A 25,094-nucleotide genomic window follows, 5' to 3' on the forward strand; every position below is an offset into this window, starting at 1 on the left:
TATGGCGTTCATTGCAGACGCGCGCAGAGCAGCGTGGCACCTGCGCCGTGGCGGACTCAAACAACTCGGCGAGTGGCTTCGGCGACGGAAAATTGAGAAAGGCATTGGTGATTGGACTGCACTTTCAAGGTCAAATGGCTTGGAAGAGTATGGTCCGGCCACTTTTGGGCCGTTTCGGGTTCCTGACCGAGAGCCGCGGCGCTCGGACCTTACGGTGGGAGTCATTCTGGACGACTTCTCCAGTGCTGCGTTCTCCTTCGAGTGGAAGTTGGTCCATCTCCTTAAGGATCAGTGGCTGAGCCAGGTGGCCGAAAGCCCCATTGATTTTCTTTTCGTCGAATCTGCGTGGAACGGAAATGGTGGCTCTTGGAAGTACCAGCTCATGGGTGCATCCGGTCCAAAGCCCGAATTCCTGGCGCTCATGGAGTGGTGTCGTGAACGTTCGATTCCCACCGTCTTTTGGAACAAAGAAGACCCTCCACACTACCTAGACTTTCTTCCGGCTGCAGGCCTATTCGACACGGTCTTCACAAGCGATTCAGACCGTATCCCTTCCTACCGTGAGGATCTCGGTCACGACCGGATTGCAGCGTTGCCGTTCGCGGCTCAGCCAGCTATTCATAATCCCATCCGGGTAGAACGTGACAGGCACGCCCGCGGAGTAGCTTTCGCTGGGATGTACTTTGCGCACAAATATCCGGAGCGCCGTCAACAGATGGACCTGCTGCTCAATGCTGCTAGAGACGCTGCGACTCAGTCAGGCCCGAGATTGGAAATCTTCTCTCGTCAACTCGGTGGAGATTCCAACTATCAGTTTCCAGTGCCTTTCAACGAAAACGTCGTGGGAAGCTTGGACTACCCGCGGATGCTCACGGCCTATAGGGCCTACAAGGTGTTCTTGAATGTGAACTCCGTCGTTGATTCTCCCAGTATGTGTGCTCGAAGAATCTTTGAGATCACGGCCTGCGGCACCCCGGTGGTGTCTACTTCGAGTGCTGCCATCGGACAGTTTTTTGCGCCCGATGAGGTCTTCGTTGCGGAGTCGCGGGATCAGGGGGCATACCAGATCCGAATGCTCGCGCGCAGTGCTGAGCTTAATGATCGAGTGGTTCATCGGGGACAACGTCGGATCTGGTCTGAGAACACCTATGCCCACCGGGCCGAAGCCGTAGTGTCTTCCGTCCTGCCGCATCGCAGTCGCGCAGTTGAGTTGCCAGGGGTAAGTGCGCTGGTCCCTTCGATGAGGCCATCTCAGTTAGAGCATGTTTTTGCGACTGTAGGGAGCCAGGAAGGCGTGGATATCGAACTCGTGCTGCTGACGCACGGATTCGAGATCACTTTAGCCCAGGCGCAAGCGTGGGCTGAACAGTACGGCGTACGGAATTTCAAGCTTTTGTCGCAGCCTAGAGACGTATCTCTGGGGGAGTGTCTGAATTTGTGTGTCGAGGCTTCGTCGGGCGCAGTGCTTACCAAAATGGACGACGACGACTATTACGGCCCACACTACGTTGCCGACCTTCTGCATGCCCTTGACTACTCCAAAGCTGACGTTGTTGGAAAGCACGCGCATCATATGCACTTTGGCTCCAGCCAAATGACCGTGTTGAGAATGCCACACAAGGAACATAGATTCAGCCGCTTCGTCATGGGTCCAACTATCACCGCCCGCAGGCAGGTCTTTGAGGCCCACCCGTTTGAAGCACTCAACAGGGGTGAAGATACTGCCTTCTTAAAGGCAGTTTCCATGGCCGGCGGTTCTATCTACGCAGCGGACAGATTCAACTTCTGCCAGATGCGTCAGGCAGACGGACACACGTGGAACGCCACGGACGAAGAGCTGGCCGCGTCCGGCGAAATTAAGTTCTTTGGAGATCCCAAAGAACACATCACCGTATAAAAGGGGAAGAAATTGAACACCATAGATACCGTCGCTGTCATCGGACTAGGCTATATCGGACTGCCAACTGCTGCGATTCTGGCCACTAATGGCATCAATGTCACCGGTGTGGATGTCAACCAGAAGACCGTGGATGCTGTTAATCGCGGAGAAGTTCCGTTCGTTGAACCGGATCTCGGTGTCCACGTTGCAGGCGCCGTTAGCCAGGGCAACTTGAGCGCTACTACTGAGACTCCTTCGGCCAAGGCGTACATTGTCGCGGTGCCTACTCCCTTCCTGGCGGATCGTTCCGCGGACCTCAGCTACATTGAGGCGGCGGCGCGTGGCATCGCCCCTCAGCTGACTGGCGACGAGCTGGTTATTCTTGAGTCCACTTCTCCTCCACGTGCGACGCGTCATTTGGCTGACTACATCTTGGCACTACGCCCGGATCTGTCTCTTGACGGCGCTAACGGGGCACCTGTCATTCACTTTGCTCATTGCCCCGAGCGAGTACTACCCGGCCGTGTCATGATCGAATTGGTGACTAACGACCGCATCGTAGGCGGCATCACTGCTGAGGCGGCTGCTCTGGCCAAGGACCTCTACGGCGTGTTCTGCCAAGGTGAAATCCTTGTGACAGATGACGTGACTGCTGAAATGGCAAAGCTCGTCGAGAATTCTTATCGAGATGTAAATATCGCCTTCGCCAATGAGCTCTCGGTCATCAGCGACAAGCTCGGGATTGATGTATGGGAACTCATTCGTTTGGCCAATCATCACCCGCGAGTAAACATCCTTCAGCCCGGCCCTGGTGTTGGCGGGCACTGTATAGCAGTCGATCCGTGGTTTATCGTTGCTGCTTCCCCGGACGAGTCGAAGTTGATCAGGACGGCACGAGAAGTCAATGACTCCAAGCCCGAATGGGTAATCAACAAGGTTCGCGAAGCTGCGGAGTCCATCGGAAACGAACCCAAGATCGCGGCTCTCGGATTGGCGTTCAAGGCCAACATCGACGACCTGCGTGAGTCACCTGCCATTGGCATTGCAGCTGCACTGGCGGACAGGCTGCCTGATGCCAGCATTCTCGTTGCTGAGCCGCACGTCGAAGCGTTGCCGGCAGCGCTGAAGGGTCACAGCAACGTGCAGCTCACCCCCACGTCGGAGGCAATCGCGGAAGCCGATATCGTGGTTGTCCTCGTGGATCATGACGAATTCAAGTCAGTTGCGCGCGAATCCCTCGTGGGCAAGACTGTCATCGATACGCGGGGTATCTGGCGTGATCGCGCTTCCGAGGATCTCCTTAGCGCAAACGCGAAATAGCCAGTCAAACTCGATTCCTACGCATCGAAGCATGCGAACGGCCCGGGGCCGGCAGTCCTTTTGGGTCGTGGTGCCCCGGGTTACTCTCGATGTGAGACCATCGCTGTCCTAGCCGCTTTCGGGTTAGCACACCCCTGCGCTGGATCTGGAAGAGTCGATGGATTGTGAGAGAATCCAGCAAGAACGCGAGACACGTTTTCATAGACGAGAGAAGCCATGGACAGTTCGACTGAATCGATCGCAACAACGTCGGTAGCTATTGATCACGGCGACAAGCACGTTGTGATAGAAGCCGTCGCGGGTGACCACATCGCTGCCACGATTGCGGCCACGAAGAAGTTCTATGAATGGCAGTTCCTTGGAACTTTGGCGGAGTACTTGGCGCCTGGAGATCTGGTGGTGGACGTAGGGGCCAACATTGGCAACCACAGCCTCTTTTTCGCAGCCGTGTGCGGGGCAAATGTCATCTCGTTCGAGCCCCTGCCCTTAGCCGCAGACATTCTCCAGCGCAACGTTCTGGGCAATTCACTCCAACATAAGGTGGAAGTCCGCCGTAAAGCACTGGGCGAGAACCCTACAACGGCTCGACTTGAAAAGCTTGACCTCTCCAACGTGGGCGCGACGGCTTTCGCCTTGTCTCCAGATGGCGATTTTGAGGTGTCCACTCTGGACGTGGAAGACGTCCAAAAACGAGTGTCGCTGATCAAAGTTGACGCTGAAGGCATGGATATCTCTGTCTTGAAGGGTGCCGTACGCCTCATTGAGCGGGACAGGCCGATCATTGCTTGTGAGGCGGCTACCGCTCTTCAGCAGGCTGAGCTTGAGTATCTTGTTTCTGAAATAGGCTATTCATTCATATCGCGGTTCAACGCGACACCGACTTACGTCCTAGCTCCTTCCCGGACTGCCTTGGAACGCGCCAATATCGAGCGTCGGGCTGCTGGTGTCATCACAAGTACTCACTGGGCGACGCGAGATTTGTACTACCGCGTGGGCTTGGTTACCAGCGACCTGAAATCAATCAGCGATGTTCAGGAGTCCCTTGCTGCCCCGACCAAAGCGGGCCAGGCGGCTGCCGATGCCCTACTAGGGCTGTCACAACGAGTCGAAGAACTGGAGTCGTTAGTTGGCCTGCTTAGGGCCCGTCTTGATGCAGTTGAATCGAAGTCTGCTTGATGAACGGCTGTCCATAGGCCATCGAGAGGTGAAGCGGAGCTCCTGGGGTGCACTTCGCAAGTTGGGCAGGGTCCACTAATGTCACCACTCACGCCTGTGATGGGCCGCATGGAATGATCCAGCGGCTGAAACCTGAACATGATTACGAAGCTGCGGGGCACAGAGGATAAGATCAATAGGTTGCCGTTCGTCGTACCGTTGGGGAGTCCACAGTGTCAGATCGCCGTTTCATTCGGCTGAAGGAATCCACCCCCAACCTTGATGGGATGCGGGAGCGTCCTAACGGTTACTTTGAAGCAACTGACGGGACAGTCGGTGAGGGGCCGTGGCGGGTCCGAACAGACGAGCACGGCTTCATCATGACCGGCAATGAAATGCCCTCTGACGCCCAGCCTTTGGTCTTTCTTGGAGACTCATTTGTTGAGGCGACCTTTACCCCGGAGCATGTCCGCTTTGTGTCGCAGGTGGAGCGGAACCTTGCAACTCGTGGGTTCAGTTTTCGCTGCCTAAATGGCGGTTATTCGGGGGCGACAACATTGCAGCTGTTCAATGTTTTCCTCAACAAAGTAGTGCCTCTGGTGGGTCGTGGAGGTCGAGTCGTTTTCTTCCTGCCGCAATCCGATTTGCCGATCTACTTCCGGCCTCATAGCTACTGGTATCCAACAGACCGGTACGCTCCGCTACTGCCGCCCGTCGAGCCAATTGCTAGAGAACTCCCGAAGGGGTCCGGTGCACTGACGGCAATTCTGGGGCTGGCCGTTTGGGCCGCCCAAGAGTTCGACATTGACCTGGTTCTTGTAACGTCCCCCCACCGGAATGCTTCCCGGCAAAGCGATGCCTATTTGGAGCGCCGGATATCGCAGGACCAGCACGATTCGCTGATCCAACGGCGGGAGGACATTCGCGTCGCTGTACGTCAGTTTGTTGCCACCAGCGGGGTCAAATTCATAGACGCTGATACTGAGTTTCTGGACAAGCCGTCGACCTTCTATGACGAGCTCCATCTGAATGATGACGGCCATGATCTTTTCAGCGTTTGGCTTGCAGATCAGTTGCGGATTTTGCTCGCTGACTAAGGCTCGGCAACTCCAATGCCGCCTAAGTGGCGGCATTGGTGTGTCCCACGGTCGCTTTGTCCGTCCCACAGGCCCCTCCAGAGAGGCCATCTGGATGTTCATCTTGCGAAGATCACGGCACAGCCGAGCGGGCCGCCCAATTGCGAGCTGATGCAGCGTGCAGTATCTAGATCGGCAGGCAAGCGTCCTTGGTGGAGCTCGAACATCTGCGCCGATTATGGCTTGTTCCTGGCCATGTGTACGTCGCCGCGCCTTTATTGATCGGGAAGTGTTTCGATCCCAAGTGTACGTAGTCGCGAATGGAGTAGAGAGTACTGGAGCCTTCGGGACCGCCGCGGTGCCGTTTCGGCAACGTGCCGGCATGCCGGCCACAACGGCACGGAGCTAAGCGAAGCCGACATTTCCCCGACCGGCCCGACTTGCCCAAAGTCGGCCGATATCCTCCTGTAGGGATGTTCGACCTTAGAGCTTCATACCCTAGACTTCTTCGAGCGCTTCCTGAACCAGGGATATGAAAGTTTCGAGCGAGTACCTCTCCCGGACAAAGTCCTGACCTAGTCTTGCATTCTCTTCAAACACATCCAGATCTTGATTGTCCAGGATGTAGTCACGAATCCCGAAGATGTCCTCGAAAATGTACTCTTCGGGGTAGATGTAGTCGACCCCGTGCCAAGGCAGGAAAACACCTTGGTTACCTGAGGCAAAGCCCTCTGCGGGTGCGACGTGGAAGCTTTCCAGATCCGAAAGTGAAAGAACGAAACCAAAATCGGCCAAGGCTTCCTTCGTGTCGACCCAGCCGGAGAAAGTTACCTTCTCAGACAGGTTGTGATCCAGGATGTACTGCTCGCAGGACTCGTAGTAGGCCCGCTCCACAGGGTTCTTGTAGACCCAAGGAAGGTCCAGAGGTCCCTTACCGAAAACTGTCAATGAATAGTCACCGTGAATATTCAGGTAGTGCAGCAGTTCAAGTGCCCGGTGGTAACCTTTCAACTTCGGCAGCATGCCCACCATTGCTAGTTTTTGTGTCTTAGTGGGGTCACTGCTTGTCTTGTAGTTCTTCACATCGAGGTAATTAGGCACAATGCGCACCTTTGTGCGATCCATGCCGAATGTTCGGATCATGTCTTCGCTCGTGTGTAGTGAAACGGAAATGAAGCAGTCGACTCTCGACTGATCAACCTCGTGACCAAACCTGGCATTCAGTTCAAAGCGATGCATCCGCACAATCAGTCGCTGGTGTGCTTTCTTATGGTTGGCGTACCATACGGCGTTGCCTAACAACCATTCGCAGAAGATTACGTCGGCCCACTCCAGTAACTCGCGGCTCCGTCCTTCATCATGAGCGTCGTGACCGGTCCATTCGTCGAGCCTCACGTCATAGTGCTCGCGGAGGGATGGTATGGCAGGAGCGATAAATTTCAGATCCATACCAGCGATTAGGAGGCGCTGCTTGATGTTTTGCTGGAACTGCTCATAGTCACCAGAGTTGATGATTTCGAGGGTCTCGCGGATACGTGGACGAAATACTCGTTCGCCTACTGAATCCCAATTGTTGTGAACGAGACGCGAGAGCTTCGAGAACAATCCAGCGTCGATATCTCCGCGGTTGAACCGGTAGATGGATTCGAGGGCCATTCGGAGGGCTACATGACCGCGAATGGCCATGTAGCTAAGGCCTACTTGCGATAGTGTCAGCTCCGCGCTCTCCCAAACCTCTAGGTGGGAGGCCAGTTCTCGTGCCCCGTACTGTTGTGTAGTGGAGCGGATGAAACCTATCGACTTGTGATAGATGATGGCCGGTTCGTCAAGATAGGAGATATTCAGGGCAACGGACAACACGTTGTTCAGAAACACAGTGTCTTCGCCCATGTGCAGGTGTTCCGGCCAGATGATTCCGTTTTCTATGAGAAGGCTCCGGCGGATCAGAGACGAGTTTGTCGTGCTTTGATCGCGAATAATCTTTGCAATCTTATCGGTCCGCGAGTCCGAGGACTTGAAGTCTGAGACACGGTTCAACAATTGTGGCTTCTTGCCGCGTTCGACGGTGTAGAGGGATGCGCGAACGATGTCGGCATCTTCGTTGGCAGCAAGCTCAAGCTGCAGGCGAAGAGCCTCCGGGAGTATCTCGTCGTCGCAGTCCAGGAAGAAGACGTATTCTCCTACTGCTTTTGACGTTCCGACGTTGCGTGGCCGGGAGGGAGAGCCGCTGTTTGCTGTCAGCGCCACGACGCGCCAGTTTGGGTGGCTTGCGGTTCGTTGCTCGAGGAGTGCAAGCGTGCCGTCTGTTGAAGAGTCGTCGACGAAGAGAACTTCGAAGGATTCCTGCGGAAGGTCGATCTTCTCCAAGGACTCCAAGCATGGGCCGATTTTTGTTTCGGCGTTATAACAAGGGACGACAATGCTGAGTTTCATAAGTGGAGAATCCTCATGTTCTTGCAATGGTTGGTTCATCGGCTAGACGAGGTAGAAGTTATCTGCAACGTTTTGACCATAATTCTTGACGGCTTTGTGGAAGAATTGATGACCGGCAACAACGTCTTGAACCACATTTTCAGTGGTGAATTGGTATAGCTCACCGGATCCCATGGCGATCGGACCGTCGACATACGTCCGATGCAAGCTAGCCTCGTAAATCTGCCTTGCATTGGCCTCGGAATTAGGTGCAATTAGCGCGAATATTTCACCCTTGATATATGTTTCCGGATCCAGGGTCTCATCGTTGGCCCAAGCCCACGAGATAATGACAACACCAAATCGACCATACTTTGCCTGAAGGTGGGCAACGTCGCTCTTCTGGAACGTTCGGCCAAGAATGATGACCAAGCGATCTGCAATGTCTACGAACTCAGCCTGACGTGCAATCGCCTGCCTTAGCTCTAGCTCATTCTCCACTGGGCAAACCAAGGTCACCATGTGATCTGATTTCACGTACGTGAAGCCAATTGCGTCCAGGATCTGCTCGAACCTGCGCTGATATGTGTGATTCGCCAGCACGTCATGAAGTGCTGCCCGGCGTATTTCGGCCGTAGTTTGCGCGTTGAGATCCTTGATATCCGAGTAGCCCTGGCCTGCAAAAAGGATACGGCCTTCAAAGAAATCTTCGACTCCTTGAGAATAATTGGAGACGACAAGCGTGTTGCATGACATGAGCTCAAAAATACGACGCGCGAACATTGTTGGCGATGATGTGACGGTATTTATGTTGAGCCCAAGAGATGTTGACTTGTAGGCGTCGGCTATTTTCGAATGAGGTATGGCCGGTTCAGTCAAATGCCGGTACTGCTCAGGGAAGTGGTGCAGTTCATCGTCGGAGCCCCAGAATCGATCGAAGATTCGAAGTTCCATTTCAGCATCGAGTATCTGATCGAAGATGACTTCCATCTCTTTTGACCGCTCAAGGTGATTGGCATACCAGCTTCCGGCGAAAGATACACCCTCGGCCCTCGGCGATGTCTCGATAGGATTGAACAGTTTGGGCTGAGTCGCAAACGGAAGGCAATGGACGCTGGTGTGCCCGTACTGCTCTTTGTACCCAGCCACGCATGTTAGATCGGTGGTAAAGACATGATCGAACCGAATCGCAGTGTCGATGAAGTTATGGACTTTGTCGTCAAAGTGAGTGGGATCTTCTTTGTTCCAGAACACAGTCGGGATGTTCTCACGATTGCACCACTGGAGAATTTCCAGCAACTCTGTACGGTTTTCGCGAGCAAAGTTTGAACTTGTGTAGACGCGGCCTTTCCAGGGTCGACGATCACTGTCGACGCCCGACCAAGCAGATTCGCAGATGAACATGTCTGGGCGAGTTTCTTCGAACCGTTCGCGCCAGTTCTGAGGCTCAATGATGATTGGAGTGAACTCGTATTTGAAGCAGTTGTAGGTGAACTCATCAGCTATTAGAGCTACCCTAAGGTCTTTGGCGCGTCTAATGCCTTCAGTAGTTTCTCCATTGCCGATGATCCGTTGTGGCGCACCGGGTCTGGAAACAGCATCCTTTTTTGCCAATGCGGGCTTTGACTGCTCGACCGCTTCCACCCAGATCTGGTTGCTGACCAGAAGCTGGTCTGCGGAGGCAGCCCAGAGCATTGTGCCTACGCGGATCTCTGTGGCGTTTCGAGGAATAGCCAGAGAGAGGGACACTTCATTCGGGCTGCGGCCATCTATATATTTGTAGGCTCCGTGGTGTTCAGACGTCGAAAGCTCGAACGGCGGGATGCTACCACCATCGCTATCAGCGAAGTCAATAAGGGCTAGAGCGCTCTTCTTTGACATCCCCTCAGCGCGGGGTGTTACGGAGAATCGAACTTGCAGCTTGGAGCTCTTGATATGCGCGAGAGGGATACGAGCCCAACGGGCCCTTGCACTGACAGGGATGTTGCTTCCAGCGTCATGTAGGCGATCGAATTGAAATGCCTTGGGTGCAAGTTGGGGTGGCCCGTAGCCCGGACGCAGCTCATTGGCCGAGTCAGGAGCCAGTTCGTTGATGTCGAGACCATTAATCAGCTTGAGCCTGCCTGGAGCGGCGTGCCATGCTGCGATACCGATGCTCACGCTGGCGCAGTCCGCAGGGGCATGTACCTCAAAGGAGAAAGCACCGGAAGAGTCGGGCACTAAGTACATGTATTCGCCAACTGGCCCTCGCGGGATGTCAGTGAGACTTCCCACCTCTGCCCCGTTCCGATCCAAGAACCGGAACATAGCCACCGCGTCCCGGAGCCCCGACGTTTCTGAACCGCGGAACAGACCCTGGAATAAGAGGTGCTTAGCGTCGAGCGTCGATAGATTCAGCCAAAGAGGCTCTTTTCGGAGGTCAACTTCTGAGTCTGGAATGTGGTTGGGGGAAATTGAAAGACGTTGGCGCCTCGGCTCTTTGTCGCCTTGTATCGGAGCTGCGGCGAAGGGGGGCAGGAGGCCGTGTTCTACGGTCATCGCATTTCCCAGCGACAAACTTCCGGCATAAGCCTTCCAGAGGGCGAAACCCAAAACCACCTCGGTGCATTCATGCGGCACATAGAGGGTCAGGCCCGTTGAACCCAAGGCATCTGGTGTGATGTACACGTAGTGGCCTTGGCGGCCCTTACTTATTCGGCCCCTGCTTGCTACTTCCAGCCCATTTTTGTCGAGGAATTTGACCCAAACGATGCCAGCTTTTGTGCCGTGCTGATCAGGATTACTGATCGTTTGGAGACCGATAGTTACCTCAGAGCCTGGGACGACCTGTAGCCGTACTTCGTGAGGCTTCTTGCGTAGCATCACATGTGCTGAAGATGGGCTGGCCGAGTCGAGCATGATCTCGGTGCGTGGTTGTGCTGTCTCCTCGCCGGTCCAAATACTGTGCACTTGTTCCGGGCGATCAAAGAGTTTGCGTAGCAACGCTGGACTCCATTTTCTGAGTTAGGGGGAGTGACCTTACTGGTGGCGCAGGTAACGGGGCGTGGTACCTGGGCTCTTAGCGTGCTGGTTGAATCTCACTTATGAATTCGGGAACCCGGAGTCCAATTCCCAGAAGTTCGGCCACTGCGGCTACCGTGCGTTCCGCCGCTTTGCCATCGCCATAAGGGTTTACAGCGTTGGCCATGGCGTCGAAGGCGTCCTGTTGGTTCAGGAGGCGGTCGACTTCCTTGACGATCTTTTCCTCATCGGTGCCGATGAGCGTCACGGTTCCGGCGTGTACAGCCTCAGGGCGTTCCGTATTCTCTCGCATGACGAGAACGGGCTTGCCCAAGCTGGGAGCCTCTTCCTGAACTCCTCCGGAGTCGGTGAGCACAATGTGGGCCATGGAGAGCATTCGCGTGAATTCTCCGTACGCCAACGGCTCAGTGACGATTACATTCGGCTTTCCGTCGATCGCAGGCAACACTGCTTCGCGTACAACCGGATTCTTGTGTGCCGGGAGCACAATGACGAGATCGGGTTCCGCGTCAGCAATCCGGGCCAATGCTCGTCCGACACCGCGCATTGCGTCGCCTTGGTTCTCACGGCGGTGGGTGGTTACCAGGAGGATTCTGCGACCACTGGCGGCCAGCTCTTCAAGCTGGGGATCGGAGAACGGAACATTCTTATCAACCGTCGTAAGTAAGGCGTCGATAACCGTGTTGCCTGTGATAACAATGTCGCTCTCCGCGATGCCTTCGGCCAAGAGGTTAGCTTTGCTTGTGCTTGTCGGCGCGAGATGGAGGCTGGCAATTTGACTGGTGATCTTGCGGTTTGCTTCTTCTGGGAACGGTGAGAGTAGATTTCCACTCCGAAGCCCGGCCTCCACATGGACGACGGGGATGCCGTGATAGAAGGCAGCGATTGCGCCGGCGGTGGACGTGGTGGTGTCACCTTGAACGACCACTGCGTCAGGTTTGTTCTCCGTGAAGAGTTTGTCCAGACCGTCGATGGTCCTTGTCATGATCGCGGAGAGTGACTGCCGCTGCTGCAGGATATTGAGGTCGTGATCGGGAACGATGCCGAACAGTTCGTTGACTTGGTCGAGCATCTCTCGGTGCTGACCCGTGACAGTCACGACGCAGTCGAAGTCGGCTGACTGCTGAAGGGCGGTCACAATCGGAGCCATTTTGATGGCTTCCGGACGAGTACCGAAAATAGGCATGACGCTGGGCATGGATTCCCCCGGGAAAGGCAGTGGCTGACCAGCCGATGCTATCGCACAGTCAATCGAGGTGATCAATTGTGTATGACGCAGTAAGCCGATCAGCCAGCAAACACCAAGGTCAGCACCAGTAGCGGGATGCTGATAGAGATGAGGATCACAACTACTAGTGCGATGAGCCTTTTTTGCCCCAGGGATGCTTTTTTGGGTCTTAGACCTGGTTCCTTGGCCGGCTTCGGCGTCGGCGCCTTTGGGGTGGCGGTTGGTTGCCGCGGCCTGCCCGCAGCCTCCTCGACGGGGCCTGACTTAGGCGCGGGCTTCGGCACTGTGCGATGTCCTGGCATTTGGGACGGCGGTACGTCACCCAGGAATCGCCGTTTGCGCATGTGTCGTGGGGAGGGCGAGAGCACCACCGGTTGTCCGACAGTATCTGTCACTTTTCACTCCTTAGGTGCGTCCAGACGGAACATGGCCACGCCCAATTCTTGCACCTGAAGTCTTCCCGGCAATATTTCGAGCTCTGTGCCGGCTTCGTCCGGGGCCCGCATGCACCCTCAGGCCTCGGGCATCTCAGGGAGGGCATAAGGGAAGGGCGGTCCGCACCTCCCGGTGCAAACCGCCCTTCCTCCATGAACTAACCGCGGTCGGAGTATGTCGCGTCGTTTCTTACTCCGGAGCCGTTTATGACGTTGATGTAGACGTATTTGCCTGAGCCAAGCGAGGTACTGCCTAGCTTGGCCGTCACTGATTCCAGCAGAGGATTGATACCGAGCTGTTTGCCGTAGTTCGCATTGAAGTTTGTCGCGGTAACGGTCTTATCGAAAGTGCGACCTGATTTGTCCGTCCACTTCACCTGTATGGTGCCTCCACTGAGATTCTGTCCGGTGACCAAAACATCTCCACTTGAATAGAAAATGGAATCCGTAATGACAGGTGTCATGTTGCCCGCCCTCATCTGGTCCAGCATCGGGGCCCAGGTTCCGCGGCATGTGTAGAACGGATCCCACATGTACGAAATGATTTTCACGGGCGAGTTTCCCATCTGCTGCAACTGCTTGTCGTGCCTCGCCTTCGTGCTCTGTCCGCGGTAGTTGCCGTCGCACTGGTTCTGGCTCGTCGCAGGAGCCATGCCCTCCATGTTGCCCCAGAGTTCGGCGCCGGTTCCTTCAACTCCTTCTGCCATGGCCCAGAAATAGTCGCGATTCGGAGCGACATATCTGTTACCCCAAGTGCCGCTGCCTACGATCGAGGCGGCATACGGGTCGACCATGGTCCCGCTGTCACTGCTGAAGAATGATCCCGCCTTGCCGGTACCCATGCCGTCTTGGACTGCGATAGCCAATTTAACGCCATTGGCTGTCGCGGCAATCTTCCGTATGCCCTCCCTCGCCATGTCAACGGTGATGTGTGCGGAATAGGCGGTTCGGGTGTCCATGTAGGGACTAACCATTGCGGACCGCGTGGGCATGTACGTCTTAATTGCCAAGTTTTGAATTGAATAGACCTTTCGTGTTGCTTCCCAAACGGTCCCACCGCCTACCGGCATCTCCGTGTGATGGTAGAACCCTGCCAAGCCAGAAACGTTGTTCACTTTGGCCTGAAACTGGAGGAACCGGGCTGTGAAGGCCGTGAAGGTGGATGCAAAGGTCAGGTCGGGAACGTAGGTAATAGTCGTGTCCTTGGACGGTGCCGGCATCCCCGCATAGAACTTCATTCCCAGAGTTGTTGCTGCCTTCGCGACGGAGACTGAGATGGAAGCAGCACCGCTGCTAATGACCACTACGTCATAGGAGTTGGTGGACGAATTGCACCCCGTGCCTTGGGTGGGGATCACCATGATCGTGTAAACGGTGCTGCCGCTTGTGGCGGTCTTGTCTCGCGGGCAGGCAAGGGAGGGCGTCCCCCAGGTGTTGCCATCCGAGTAAGTAAAGTATCGATTTACCTTAACGCCCGACGTTGCTGCTGTTACACAGTTGACGCCGGATATGACGCAGTCCGCGGGAACCGCTGCCGCCGTTGCAGGCTTAAGAGTCGAGCCAAAGGTGATGACGGTATCGGCTCCGACGGACTTCATGTCCGTTAGTTTTTGAAGATTGGCAGCGTCATTGGTGCTGCCAAATATGAAGTATCCGCTAATGGGATATACCGGGGCTGGTGCCGCTTGGGCCATGGGTCCGTGAACGAAGCCAATAACCAGGACGAAGGCGGCGAGCAGGCTGGCTGTGAAATGCCTTGCACGAGTAGTTTTGGGGGTGGAGGACTCAGATCTGAATTTTTCCACGATGGATCCTTGGGCTCGTAGGGTGAGACCTTGGACCTATGGGAAAAGAATGGCTTGCTGAGTCCCCAAAACTCAATAGCTTGACGCGAATCTTCAAGTGGCCCAAAAAGATTGCAAACTACTTCCAACGCTTTGACAATTCTTCTCGCTGAATCGACACGGTTTTACCGCAGTTGTCATACCGCGACGGGACGCTGCAGTCGTTTCGCTCAATTACGTGGGAGAGCACTCCGGTCGCACCCAAGTGTCGATTAATCCGCCGGTTTCGATCACAAACCGGTCCATCCATGCACCCGCGGAAAGGTCCGGCTGGGACCCAAACATTTGGACCTCCGCGGTAGTGCATTGGCCAATCAGGGTGCCTGCGCGCATCACGTGATACTCGGACGTCACCACAGTCACAGACTTCCACCCATGTTCCGCAATTAAGGCCCGAAGAGCTTCAGCTTCACCCCTCGTATTCAGCGGAGATGGACGGAAGCAAACAAGATCAGGATCGCCTTCGCCCGCCTCCTCCTGACAGAGCGCATCGCCCTCCACGTTGCCGGCCAGGCCCGTCGTTGAGACCACCAGGACGGGGATATCCAGCTCTTGCTGCAGGTTTTGGGCCACCGGCAGCCGCTCCTTGCTCATGCCGCCCAGGACAACGATCGCGTCCGTGCGGTGAGGGGTTGCTTGCGGGGGGTCATAGAAGAATTGAAATGCTGCGATCAGCCACAGCAGTCCCGCCAAAAAACATGCCCCTACAACAACGCCAATGACACGCGTGGCGGGGGCAATTTTGAGGGGCACGGGGCCAGTCTAAGGTTCGGAAATGGGTGCTCCCTCCCAGCCCGGAGCCGCCGGGAGCGCCTAGCGGGTATCAACGTCCTCAAATACAAGGAAAGTCTGGGTATCCAGCACTCCATCCATGGACTGCAATTGGTCGAAGATCACACGGCGAAGGTGGATGTTGTCTGTGGCGCGGACCAGGAGAATGACGTCGAAGTCGCCGCCCACCAGTGCGATGTGGTGAACCTCCGGAATCGCGCGGAGTTGTTCCTTGAGCTCGCGCCAGGAGTGCTGCTGAACCTTCAACGTCACATAGGCGGAGGACCGTAGGCCTGCCTTGATGGGGTCAACCAGGGCAGTGAACTTCGTCAGCACCCCCTCTCCGGTGAGCCGGGCAATCCGCGAGTAGGCGTGAGCGCGGCTGATATGCACGTTCTCAGCCACCTGGGTGATGGACATGCGCCCGTCGGTGGTCAGCTCGCGGATGATGTCCCGGTCCACTCTGTCCAGGGGAACGGCGGTCTGTTCCGCCTCACTCTCACTCATGGCACTCCAAATCGTCTACAGCACGGGCGCGTTACCCAGCTCACAATTGCAATTTGTCTTTCAGGATAGCCACTTCTCACAAGCTCTTCCATGATTCTGCGGAAAGCTGGATACGAAACATCGCCGGGGAACATACTGGAAGCACATAGTGGCTAGAGAAGGACGGACCAATGACGATCCACGCAGACCACTCTGCGCCGGAAACGGCTGTAGAGGACCACGCTGCTGATGTTCGGACAAAATTCGGCATCAGCGTTGAGGATTACATGCTCCCCGCCCGGCACCAGATCCAGATGGTGAATCCGGACGGTTCCCTCCGCTCCCATGACGAGCAAGGCACCGAACCCGGCCACGAATACCCCACACCCGGCAATGCCGAACTGATGGCCGCCTACGAGCAACTGGTAGTGGGCCGGAGGGTCAACGACCAGAACTCTGCGCTGGTCAGGCAGGGCCGCATGGCCGTCTACCCCTCAAGCCACGGGCAGGAAGCCTGCCAGGTTGCAGCCGCCATGTGCCTCAGCGAAGGCGACTGGCTGTTCCCCACCTACCGCGACGCCGTCGCCGTCATGACCCGTGGGGTGGACCCCGTAGAGGTGATGACCATCTTCCGCGGCGACTGGCACGGCGGGTACGACCCCAAAGAGCACAACGTCGGCATCCAGTGCACCCCACTGACCACGCAGCTGCTGCACGCCGTCGGCGTTGCCCACGCGGCCAAGCTGCGCGGCGAAGACACTGTAGTGATGGCCATGTGCGGCGACGGTGCTACCAGCGAAGGTGACTTCCATGAAGCCCTGAACTTCGCTGCCGTTTTCCACCTGCCCGTGATCTTCTTCGTGCAGAACAATAAGTACGCCATCTCAGTACCGCTCAGTCACCAGTCCGTGGCGCCGTCGCTGGCCCATAAGGCTGTTGGCTACGGCATGGCCGGTGAGCGCGTTGACGGCAACGACCTTGTCGCACTGCTCGCCGTGATGGACCGGGCCGTGAAGCTGGCACGCGAAGGCTCCGGGCCGCTGCTGATTGAGGCCCACACTTACCGTATGCAGGCCCACACCAACGCCGACGACGCCACCCGCTACCGTCCGGACAGCGAAGTCGCCGAATGGCAGGCCAAGGATCCGCTGGCGCGCATGAAGTCGTACCTCACGGACAAGGGTCTCCTCGATGACGAGGCCGGCAACAGGATCGCTGAGCACGCCGAAGCCGTCGCCACCCAGCTTCGTGAGGGCCTGGGCGAGGATGTTCCGGTTCAGCCGCTGGACCTCTTCAAGTACGTCTTCGCCAAGCCCACCCCACAGCTGAAGGAACAGTCCGAACTGCTCGCCAGCGAACTCGCACGAGAGGAGAGCGCAAAATGACCGTCACCACCGCTGCCAGCGGCACCACCACAGCCAACGTCAGCGCAGCCACTGCCAGCGCCGCCGCTTCGGCCGCGGCCACCGCAGAGGCAACTGGCCCGCAGAGCCTCACCATGGCCAAAGCGCTCAACACCGCCATGGCTGATGCCATGCGTAATGACCCGTCGGTCCTGGTCTTTGGTGAGGATGTCGGCATGCTGGGCGGCGTCTTCCGCATCACCGACGGACTCATGGCCGAATTCGGCGAACAGCGCTGCTTCGACACTCCGCTGGCGGAATCCGGCATCGTCGGGATGGCAGTGGGCATGGCCATCAACGGCATGCGTCCCGTCATCGAAATGCAGTTCGACGCCTTCGCCTACCCGGCCTTCGAACAGATCGTTAGCCACGTAGCCAAAATGCACAACCGCACCAAGGGCAAGCTCAAAATGCCCATGGTCATCCGCGTTCCCTACGCCGGTGGCATCGGGGGAGTGGAGCACCACTGCGACTCGTCCGAGTCCTACTACGCCCACACTGCCGGCCTGAAGGTTTACACGCCGGCCACCGTGGCCGACGGCTACCGCATGCTGCGCGAAGCCATCGACTCCGATGACCCCGTCATGTTCATGGAGCCCAAGAAGCTCTACTGGTCCAAGGACCAGGTGGACTTGGGCGCCTTGCGAGCAGAGCACGACGCCGGCACCTCCACCGAGGGCCGCGCAGCTATTGCCCGTCCCGGCACCGACGCGACGCTCATCGCCTACGGCCCGTCCGTCCCCACCGCACTCGCCGCGGCTGCGGCGGCTGCCGAAGAAGGCCGCTCGCTCGAGGTCATCGACGTCCGCACCCTCGTCCCCTTCGACGATGAGACCGTCTGCGCGTCCGTGCGCAAGACGGGGCGCGCCGTCGTGATTGCCGAGGCACATGGCTTCGCGTCCGTGTCCTCCGAGATCGTGGCCCGCGTTCAGGAACGTGCGTTCCACTACCTGGCCGCGCCGATTCTCCGGGTGACCGGCTTCGACGTCCCCTTCCCGTCTCCCAAGTTGGAGCACTACTACCTGCCGAGCGTCGACCGAATCCTCGACGCCGTCGACGACCTTCAATGGGAGGACTGACCATGAGTTCAGATATGCAGGTCTTCAAACTGCCCGACCTGGGAGAGGGCCTCACCGAGGCTGAACTGGTGAACTGGCTTGTCGCCGTGGGCGACGAGGTCAGGGTTGACCAGCCCATCGCCGAGGTCGAAACCGCCAAGTCCATGGTGGAAGTGCCCTCGCCCTACGCCGGCACCGTCGCCGAGCTACACGGCCAGGCCGGTGAAACGCTCGACGTCGGCAAGCCGCTGATCTCGATCGCTCGCGTTGGTTCGGCGGCGGCTGCTCCCGCTGTCGCCGCCGAGTCTGCCGCTCCCACCGCCGTTTCCTCGGGAATCGAGGCTTCGCCCGCCGTTGATGCTGCCGCGGAGACGTATCGCACGGAGGAGAAGGCCGGTTCCGGCAATGTTCTGATCGGCTATGGCACCCCTGGCGGAGCGACCGGTGGAAGAACCCGGCCGCGCAAGGCGAGTGTCGCCGTCGTGGATCGCGTTGCTGAGCCCGCTGCTGAACCTGTCATGGAACCCGCGGTTGCCGGGACCCGTATCCCCGGCAAGTTGAGTGCTGTCATCTCGCCGCTGGTCCGGAAGATGGCCCGCGACCACGGTGTTTCCCTCGACGGCATCGAGGGGTCGGGCGCCAGCGGTCTGATCATGCGCAGGGATGTGGAGGCAGCCATTTCTACGCCGGAGGCTCCTGCAGCTCCTGCCGTTGCTCCGTCCAAGGCAGAGGTGCCCGCCGCTGCCGAAGGTTCCGTTGACAGTCGGACGGGCTTGGCCGTATCGGCCCGGACCCCCGTCCGTGGCGTCCGCAAGGCTGTTGCAGCGAACATGACCCGCAGCCGCTCGGAAATTCCCGAAGCGACCGTATGGGTGGATGTCGACGCCACGGCTTTGCTGGACATGCGGGCAGAACTCAAGAAGCGCAGTCCGCACGATACCCCTGGTCTTTTGGCCTTCATCGCTCGTTTTGTCACGGCTGGGTTAAAAAAGTATCCAGCCTTGAACACACGCTTTGAAACAACTTCCGATGGGTCCCAGGAGATCGTCGGCTTCGGCGGAATCAACCTTGGATTCGCTGCCCAGACCGATCGCGGGCTTGTCGTCCCATCGGTCCGCAACGCCCACGAGTTGAGTGCCCGCGAGTTGGACGCGGAGATCCGTCGGCTCACCGCCGTCGCCCGTGAAGGTAAAGCGACTCCAACCGAACTGGGCTCGGGCACCTTCACGCTCAACAACTACGGTGTGTTCGGCGTGGACGGCTCGGCCGCGATCATCAACTACCCGGAGGTTGCGATGCTCGGCGTAGGTCGCATCATCGACAAGCCCTGGGTGGTCAACGGCGAGCTGGCCGTCCGCAAGGTCACCGAACTCACCCTCGCCTTCGACCACCGCGTGTGCGACGGAGAGACGGCCGCAGGCTTCCTGCGGTACGTGGCTGACGCAATCGAGAACCCGGGTGGAGCGCTCGCGGATATGTAATGTCGGCGTTCGTAACTCAAATACAGCAGGGACCACGATTTCCGGATCGTGGTCCCTATCTCGTGCTGGGTTCCGGGTCGCCCTAACCCGACCATCGGCGTCGTACTTTTCCACAGCCAAGAAACCGCTGTCCGGTCCTCACAGCCCGACCCGGTAGGCTGGAAGCTGCTTTTTGACGTTCTAAAACCGAGGTACCGTGCGAGTTGTAGTTCTTGGAGACATTGGTCAATCCATTTATCACGTGGGTGACGAAGCGATGACCCATGCCGTAGTGGACGAACTCCAGGCCCGCGGAATCACGGACATCGTGCTCCTGTCCCGGAACCCTGAACAGAGCAGCAAACTGTATGGCACGGCCGCAGTAAAGACCTTGAAGTTCCCTTGGCCTCCCAACCGCCGCGAGACGTACCTGAAAGAAATTCAGTCCATTCTCGCGGGTGACATGGATGCCCTTCCTGCCACGGATCAGGTCCACGCGCTTATCGAGACAATCAAGTCTTCTGATGGCGTGGTCATTGCAGGCGGCGGCAACATGAACTCCCCGTATGGCTGGCTGCTGTATGAACGGGCGGCCGTGGGCGCCATTGCGAACGCACTCGACAAGCCGTTGGTCATCTCCGGACAGACCGTGGGTCCAGTACTAACAGGACCCGACTACGACGCCGCTGTGGAGCTCTTCCGCTCGGCAGCGCTTTCCAGTGTTCGCGAGCAAACGTCCTTCGAGCTGATGCGTGAGGCAGACGTCCCGGCCGGGTTGACCTTGGATGACGCCAGCTTCCTCAAAGAGGGCCCTGCCGACGCAATCTATTCATCGGCCGTTCCTGCGTACCAGCCGAGCCCCGAACGACCATACATTGTGGCGAGCTTCGCACCCGGCACGGGGGCGATGGACAGGGATGACTTCAACCAGGGTGTAGCTGACCTGCTGGACAGAATTGCCGACGCCGGCCAGGTGGACGTCGTGATGGTTCCGCACATGTCCCGTCCGGGGAACCGTGACATGGATATGGAGATGCACGAGGATATCCGACGCCGCATGCGTTCCGAGAACGTCACTGTCTGCGGTCAGTTCACTGCGGAACAGGCTGCCTCCCTGACGATGCGGGCCGAATTCGTGGTTGCCAGCCGGTACCACCCCATTGTCTTCGCTCTGGCGGCTGGTGTTCCGTGCCTCGGCATCGCCGTTGACTACTACGGAGAAGTCCGGCTGGGCGGTGCCCTGGCCAACTGGGGCCTCGGCCACACTTTGCGGTCATTGCGGCATGTTGTAACCCCCGGGTTTGACGATTATGTGGACCTCCTCTGGAACCGCCGGACCGACATTCGGGCGTACTTGGAGAAGTTGAGCCCCACGCAAAGCTCCTTCCAAAGCGCGTGGTGGGACGCCGTCGTCGAAACCCTTAAAGGCGCCACCCCGGCCGCGCCGGTACTCAGCACTCCGGAACCGGCCTTCCCTGAACTGCACTCTGGGGAGCACCCTGCGGCCGCCAAACTCACGGCCAACAACGAGTCGCACATTGGTCACCAGTCTGTGGAGTTGTATCGGCTGACCCATGCACTGGAAGACACCACGGGCACTCTTGCCGCAGTGGAAGCGGAGCACGAGAAGCTGCGGCTTGCCCTGGAGGACTCATCCGGGAAATTGTCGGCAGCTGCGGCCGAATCCAATGAGCTCCAAAATCAGCTCCGCTCCCTCGAGACCTCCCTTGTTGTACGTGTGGCACGACGCCTGAAGTTGCTCCGGGTCTGACCCGCCAGTCTTCCAGCTTCCCCTCGGATTTGGTGGGTAGAGTAGAGGCCTGAACATCGCCGGATTGCACTGGATACGGAGAACTCATTGTCAGCTTGGCTCGAACTCGGACCGGACAACTACGTCTTGGAAACCGAGGGATCTTTACTGAACACCGGGCTCGTGGTGGGCTCTGAGCTTGCCATGGTCATCGACACCGGCTGCGGCCCCCGCCAAGGCCGGGAGATCCTCGCTGCAGTCCGCGAAAAGACCCAGCTGCCGCTGGTCGTGGTGAACACGCATGCGCACTATGACCACTTCTTCGGCAACGCAATTTTTGCCGACGACGGCGTTACGGAGTTTTGGGCGCACGCCAACTGTGCGGCGGCCGTCGAAAAGGACGCCGACATCCAGCGCCGCTTCGTGGCCACCAACGAACCGGAGATGGCAGCAGGGGAGGGGGACGCCGTCGACATCGTTGTTCCCAACGCGCTGGTCCACGATCAGCCGGTCCTTGTGGATCTCGGCGGAATCACAGCAACGCTCTTCTATCTTGGACGTGCACACACTGACGGCGACCTCCTGGTAGGCACCAGCTCCACGCTGTATGTAGGCGACTTGGTAGAGCAGGGAGCACATCCATCGTTCGAGGATTCATACCCCGAGGAGTGGGCAGATGCTCTGCGGCACATCTCGGCCCTCCGCCACCGTTACGAGTTCCTGGTCCCCGGTCATGGAAAGCCCGCCAGCGACGAGTTCGTCAAAACCATGGCCGACACCATGAGCACGGCAGTCCGCCAAGCAACGCAGAGCATCCGGGACATGCCTTCCGATGCAACCAAGGCTATTCCGGTGCTGCCCTATGGCCCGGAGCAGTCCCGCTGGTTCATCAAGCGACTCCAGGAAACCAACGCCCAAGGCCGTGCCTCGCTTGCCACGCCAGACTTCGGAGCAGGAAAAACGGGTACCTACCCTTCCTAAATCAAGCTGCTGAATCCAGCCAACGAAGCAGACGAACGGTCCGTCACCGATATGTTGGTGACGGACCGTTCATGTTTTGACCAATAATGAGAACCTTGGCCTACAGCTGCCAGCTAGAGTGTGACCCCTGTGCTGGAGTAACCGATCTGGATTCTTGATCCCGTGGGCAGCGCGCCGAGTGGCTGATTCAGCACGACATCGATCATGGTGACGATGATCGCGGTGGATGACTTGCTGACCTTGTGCAGGGTTACTTGGCCGAGGCCCGCCACTTGCACCACGGTGTTGGGAGCGACAGAAGCGTTGATTGCCGGCAGCCCCGCAATCCTGAGGTTAGTGAAGGTGGAGGTGTCCGTCAGTGTAGCCGTGGTGGCACCAGCAGCTAGGGTTGCGCTCGTCTCAGCCTTGATGGCATCGGCTTGAATCAGTCCGTTGAGCACATTGAGTCCTGCCAGGGAATTGGTAACGATACTCTTTGGTTGCGGTGCGAGGACGCCGCTGGCCTTCGTAGAGGATGCTCCGACGGTTAGAAGACCCGGGATGGTGGTTCCGGCCACGTTTGCGGTTGTGGTCCCACCCCCGCACCAGAGGTAGGCGACAGCTGTCGGCCCGGAATTGAGCAGCCCCGAAGCCAGCAGAGCCCTGGTGCTGAAACCAGTGCCCAAAAGGTAGCCCGACTGTGGGGCTGGCAGATTGGCGGTGCTGACACCCAAACGGATATCGGTACCAATCTTGAGGCCAGGCAGACCGGCCTTCAGAACTTCGACACGTAGCGCCGTGGTCGATACCTGGTAGGCCCCGTTAACCAGGCGCTTCTCCTGGCCGTTCAAGGTGATCTTGCCAACCGAACCCACCAACGGTATGGCGAGATCGAGCACCGTGTTGGCACCCGGGTTGGCCCCGACCGAGACACCCAAAACCTTCAAATCAGCAATGGTCGTCTTGTTGGCGCCAGAAAAGGCGCCCGCCGTGTTTTTATCCGCAGAACTTTCGGAGGTGATGGCACCGGCTGTGATCAGCCCACCCAAGAGGCTGGTTCCGTTGATCGTTGACTTGCTTTCGATCCGTTTACCCGTGGTGGTCAGCAGGGTTTTGACACTGGTCGTTGCTGCGCCGACATTGCCGACGGCAGGAACTGTCAGTGCCGCTGCGGTGTTAGTCGAAGTCTTTCCGGTGACACCGGTGCAACTGATGCTTGAACTCGCCGTAGGACCAGAAGTTAATGTCTTATCCGTATTGAAAATGTAGGAACCATACGCGGTACCCGAGAATCCGGTGGTTACCTGCGCTGGCGTGGTTGCAGCAAGTGCCGGTGTAGCCGACCCGGCAAGCGCAAGAGTTAGTGCCCCCACTAAAGCAACATGCGAACGTTTCATGTATTTCTCCCCAGAATGTCGTACACGATCTCGTAAGAGTGCTTACGGTGGTGCTCACGGTACCGTCCGGAAATAGGCTAAAACAATAGATCTGCCGAATCGGGTAAAGAGTTCTTTTCTTGTTCCTTGGTTCGACGCCCATGGCTGGGACCAACCATGAATTGTCCACGCGGTGCAGGCTGCAGGGATTCCGCGAGAAGAATGCCCTCCCTGAATCACGTTGTGAAATCCTATTTACTCCCAGCCATGGACTAATGGGTAGCTCCAGTCCTAGGATGAAGGCGACCATTCGGTTCGCGACTACCTGGGGGTGTCGAGATGAAGGGCACACGCGTATTCCCGCGTGCTACCAACATTCTCCGCTCTGTCATGATCGCTGGAGCCGGAACGGCAATCTGGATGGCACTCTCCGCAACTGCCGCGAGTGCCGACACCGGAGCTTCGGATAACCACGCACTTCTTGGTGGAGTAACGGCTAACGTCTCCGCCGCTGTCTCCTCGTCAACAGACGCCGTTGGGTCCGTCGCAAAAGCTGCTGTGCCACAGACGACGGCTCCTACCATCAGCATCCCCGTCCCGAACGTCCCGCTGCCTGCTCCCGTCAAAGCTGTAGTGCCCGCGAAACCGATAACTGTCCACGTTCCGGTGGTGACGCCCATCGTGGAGCAGATTGGCGGTTCGGTGGACACCCTTGTGGGGACCGTTCCTGTCGTCAACAACGTGGTTCCGGGCGACACTGTCGAAACTGTTGCGGACACAGTGGTGGCACCCATAACTGGAAGCGTTGACCAGACCTTGGAAGCCGTTGTTCCCCCGCTCAACGATGCCTTGGCGCCCGTTGCCCTGGAACCCGTCACCGACGTCACCAACCCCATTGTTCAGCCGATCGTCGATGTAGTTGATAGCGTCCTACCGCCGGTCACCTCCGGCACTCCATCCGTTGTGCCTGGAGACAAGGCCCCGAGCTTCGGCACTATCCCAAGTTCCGGCGTCGTGGGTTCACGGGAGGGTGAGGGCTCTGCCGGAACTGTTCTGCAAGAATCAACTCCCGGACAAGTCGAGCAGCCAGCACTCGCGGCTGCTGCGCCAGTGCTTCCCATAACCCGCGTGCTCGGCTCGTCAGGCACTGCGGCGGCCGCTGGAGCAGCTTCAACCGGAACTCCCAAGGGACCATCAGAATCGCCTGCGGACCGCAATGCTGTGCCGGCTGGCCTGGCTGGCGCTGGATCCGGGAACTCCCAAAATGGCCCTCCCAGCCCGGCGGCAGCCTACCTGCACGGCGGACTGATCATTCCCGCAGATTCCCTTACTGACCTTGTGATGGTCAGCGATGAACAACATCCAAAGCCGGTCTGTTTTGATCCCGGCTCCTCTCCTGACTAGTTCCCCAGCCCAGCTGCGTATCAGCCCGCAGCAGACGGTATTTCAGGCGATCCGTCA

Annotated in this window: 17 protein-coding genes; 10 read left to right on the forward strand and 7 right to left on the reverse strand. The window is 57.9% G+C overall.

All coding sequences use genetic code 11. From position 1 onward, the window contains the following. The first annotated feature begins 1 nt into the window (after position 1). The 4 genes from ACSSVG_RS15725 (at position 2) to ACSSVG_RS15740 (ending at position 5,451) form a co-directional block, all read left to right on the forward strand. Positions 2-1,897, forward strand: coding sequence for a glycosyltransferase family protein (locus ACSSVG_RS15725; RefSeq protein ID WP_492415588.1), 1,896 nt, complete (start codon positions 2-4; stop codon positions 1,895-1,897). 12 nt (positions 1,898-1,909) lie between these two features. Further along, on the forward strand, positions 1,910-3,199 hold the full coding sequence (gene wecC, locus ACSSVG_RS15730; RefSeq protein WP_492415590.1) for a UDP-N-acetyl-D-mannosamine dehydrogenase: 1,290 nt from the start codon (positions 1,910-1,912) through the stop codon (positions 3,197-3,199). A 216-nt stretch (positions 3,200-3,415) separates the two neighbouring features. Continuing rightward, entirely contained in the window at positions 3,416-4,375 is a 960-nt protein-coding gene (locus tag ACSSVG_RS15735) for an FkbM family methyltransferase (protein WP_492415592.1), read from the forward strand. Positions 4,376-4,587: 212 nt separating this feature from the next. Next, positions 4,588-5,451: an SGNH/GDSL hydrolase family protein gene (locus ACSSVG_RS15740; RefSeq protein WP_492415594.1), complete on the forward strand. Its 864-nt coding sequence runs from the start codon at positions 4,588-4,590 to the stop codon at positions 5,449-5,451. Positions 5,452-5,928: 477 nt separating this feature from the next. Here the strand turns inward: ACSSVG_RS15740 and ACSSVG_RS15745 are convergent, their stop codons facing one another. From ACSSVG_RS15745 to ACSSVG_RS15770, 6 genes are all read right to left on the reverse strand, one after another. Beyond that, positions 5,929-7,863 carry a glycosyltransferase gene (locus ACSSVG_RS15745; protein WP_492415596.1) on the reverse strand — a complete coding sequence of 645 codons (1,935 nt, stop codon included), beginning with the start codon at positions 7,861-7,863 and terminating at the stop codon, positions 5,929-5,931. Positions 7,864-7,905: 42 nt separating this feature from the next. Then, positions 7,906-10,824 (reverse strand): CgeB family protein, encoded by a 2,919-nt coding sequence (locus ACSSVG_RS15750; RefSeq protein ID WP_492415598.1) that lies wholly within the window; start codon positions 10,822-10,824, stop codon positions 7,906-7,908. A gap of 76 nt (positions 10,825-10,900) precedes the next feature. Then, positions 10,901-12,061, reverse strand: a complete 1,161-nt coding sequence (wecB, locus tag ACSSVG_RS15755) for a non-hydrolyzing UDP-N-acetylglucosamine 2-epimerase (protein WP_492415600.1) — start codon at positions 12,059-12,061, stop codon at positions 10,901-10,903. Between the two features lie 622 nt (positions 12,062-12,683). After that, positions 12,684-14,330: a hypothetical protein gene (locus tag ACSSVG_RS15760; protein WP_492415602.1), complete on the reverse strand. Its 1,647-nt coding sequence runs from the start codon at positions 14,328-14,330 to the stop codon at positions 12,684-12,686. 213 nt (positions 14,331-14,543) lie between these two features. Beyond that, complete coding sequence (locus ACSSVG_RS15765) at positions 14,544-15,122, reverse strand: YdcF family protein (RefSeq protein WP_492415604.1); 579 nt, start codon at positions 15,120-15,122, stop codon at positions 14,544-14,546. A 60-nt stretch (positions 15,123-15,182) separates the two neighbouring features. Then, positions 15,183-15,647 (reverse strand): Lrp/AsnC family transcriptional regulator, encoded by a 465-nt coding sequence (locus ACSSVG_RS15770; protein WP_253468871.1) that lies wholly within the window; start codon positions 15,645-15,647, stop codon positions 15,183-15,185. A gap of 170 nt (positions 15,648-15,817) precedes the next feature. On the opposite strand from ACSSVG_RS15770, the gene pdhA reads away from it, so the two are divergent. From pdhA to ACSSVG_RS15795, 5 genes are all read left to right on the forward strand, one after another. Then, a complete protein-coding gene (gene pdhA / locus ACSSVG_RS15775) occupies positions 15,818-17,011 on the forward strand; it encodes a pyruvate dehydrogenase (acetyl-transferring) E1 component subunit alpha (RefSeq protein WP_492415606.1) in 1,194 nt (397 codons plus the stop codon). Beyond that, positions 17,008-18,108, forward strand: coding sequence for an alpha-ketoacid dehydrogenase subunit beta (locus ACSSVG_RS15780; protein ID WP_253468867.1), 1,101 nt, complete (start codon positions 17,008-17,010; stop codon positions 18,106-18,108). The genes pdhA and ACSSVG_RS15780 overlap by 4 nt, the downstream gene beginning before the upstream one ends. 2 nt (positions 18,109-18,110) lie before the next feature. Next, on the forward strand, positions 18,111-19,568 hold the full coding sequence (locus ACSSVG_RS15785; RefSeq protein ID WP_492415608.1) for a dihydrolipoamide acetyltransferase family protein: 1,458 nt from the start codon (positions 18,111-18,113) through the stop codon (positions 19,566-19,568). 241 nt (positions 19,569-19,809) lie between these two features. Beyond that, positions 19,810-21,318 (forward strand): polysaccharide pyruvyl transferase family protein, encoded by a 1,509-nt coding sequence (locus ACSSVG_RS15790; RefSeq protein WP_492415610.1) that lies wholly within the window; start codon positions 19,810-19,812, stop codon positions 21,316-21,318. An 87-nt stretch (positions 21,319-21,405) separates the two neighbouring features. Further along, positions 21,406-22,278, forward strand: a complete 873-nt coding sequence (locus ACSSVG_RS15795) for an MBL fold metallo-hydrolase (protein ID WP_492415612.1) — start codon at positions 21,406-21,408, stop codon at positions 22,276-22,278. Between the two features lie 113 nt (positions 22,279-22,391). Here the strand turns inward: ACSSVG_RS15795 and ACSSVG_RS15800 are convergent, their stop codons facing one another. Beyond that, positions 22,392-23,654: a choice-of-anchor P family protein gene (locus ACSSVG_RS15800; protein ID WP_492415614.1), complete on the reverse strand. Its 1,263-nt coding sequence runs from the start codon at positions 23,652-23,654 to the stop codon at positions 22,392-22,394. 318 nt (positions 23,655-23,972) lie between these two features. On the opposite strand from ACSSVG_RS15800, the gene ACSSVG_RS15805 reads away from it, so the two are divergent. Further along, a complete protein-coding gene (locus ACSSVG_RS15805; protein ID WP_492415616.1) occupies positions 23,973-25,037 on the forward strand; it encodes a hypothetical protein in 1,065 nt (354 codons plus the stop codon). The last annotated feature ends 57 nt before the right edge of the window (positions 25,038-25,094 follow it).

This window comes from Paenarthrobacter sp. E2MeOHC11 (genome assembly GCF_058744955.1).

Coding starts and splice junctions, on each gene's coding strand:
- ACSSVG_RS15725 (WP_492415588.1), top strand. CDS start 2: ATGGCGTTCATTGCAGACGCGCGCAGAGCAGCGTGGCACCTGCGCCGT.
- ACSSVG_RS15735 (WP_492415592.1), top strand. CDS start 3,416: ATGGACAGTTCGACTGAATCGATCGCAACAACGTCGGTAGCTATTGAT.
- ACSSVG_RS15745 (WP_492415596.1), bottom strand. CDS start 7,863: ATGAAACTCAGCATTGTCGTCCCTTGTTATAACGCCGAAACAAAAATC.
- wecB (WP_492415600.1), bottom strand. CDS start 12,061: ATGCCCAGCGTCATGCCTATTTTCGGTACTCGTCCGGAAGCCATCAAA.
- ACSSVG_RS15770 (WP_253468871.1), bottom strand. CDS start 15,647: ATGAGTGAGAGTGAGGCGGAACAGACCGCCGTTCCCCTGGACAGAGTG.
- pdhA (WP_492415606.1), top strand. CDS start 15,818: ATGACGATCCACGCAGACCACTCTGCGCCGGAAACGGCTGTAGAGGAC.
- ACSSVG_RS15780 (WP_253468867.1), top strand. CDS start 17,008: ATGACCGTCACCACCGCTGCCAGCGGCACCACCACAGCCAACGTCAGC.
- ACSSVG_RS15785 (WP_492415608.1), top strand. CDS start 18,111: ATGAGTTCAGATATGCAGGTCTTCAAACTGCCCGACCTGGGAGAGGGC.
- ACSSVG_RS15800 (WP_492415614.1), bottom strand. CDS start 23,654: ATGAAACGTTCGCATGTTGCTTTAGTGGGGGCACTAACTCTTGCGCTT.
- ACSSVG_RS15805 (WP_492415616.1), top strand. CDS start 23,973: ATGAAGGGCACACGCGTATTCCCGCGTGCTACCAACATTCTCCGCTCT.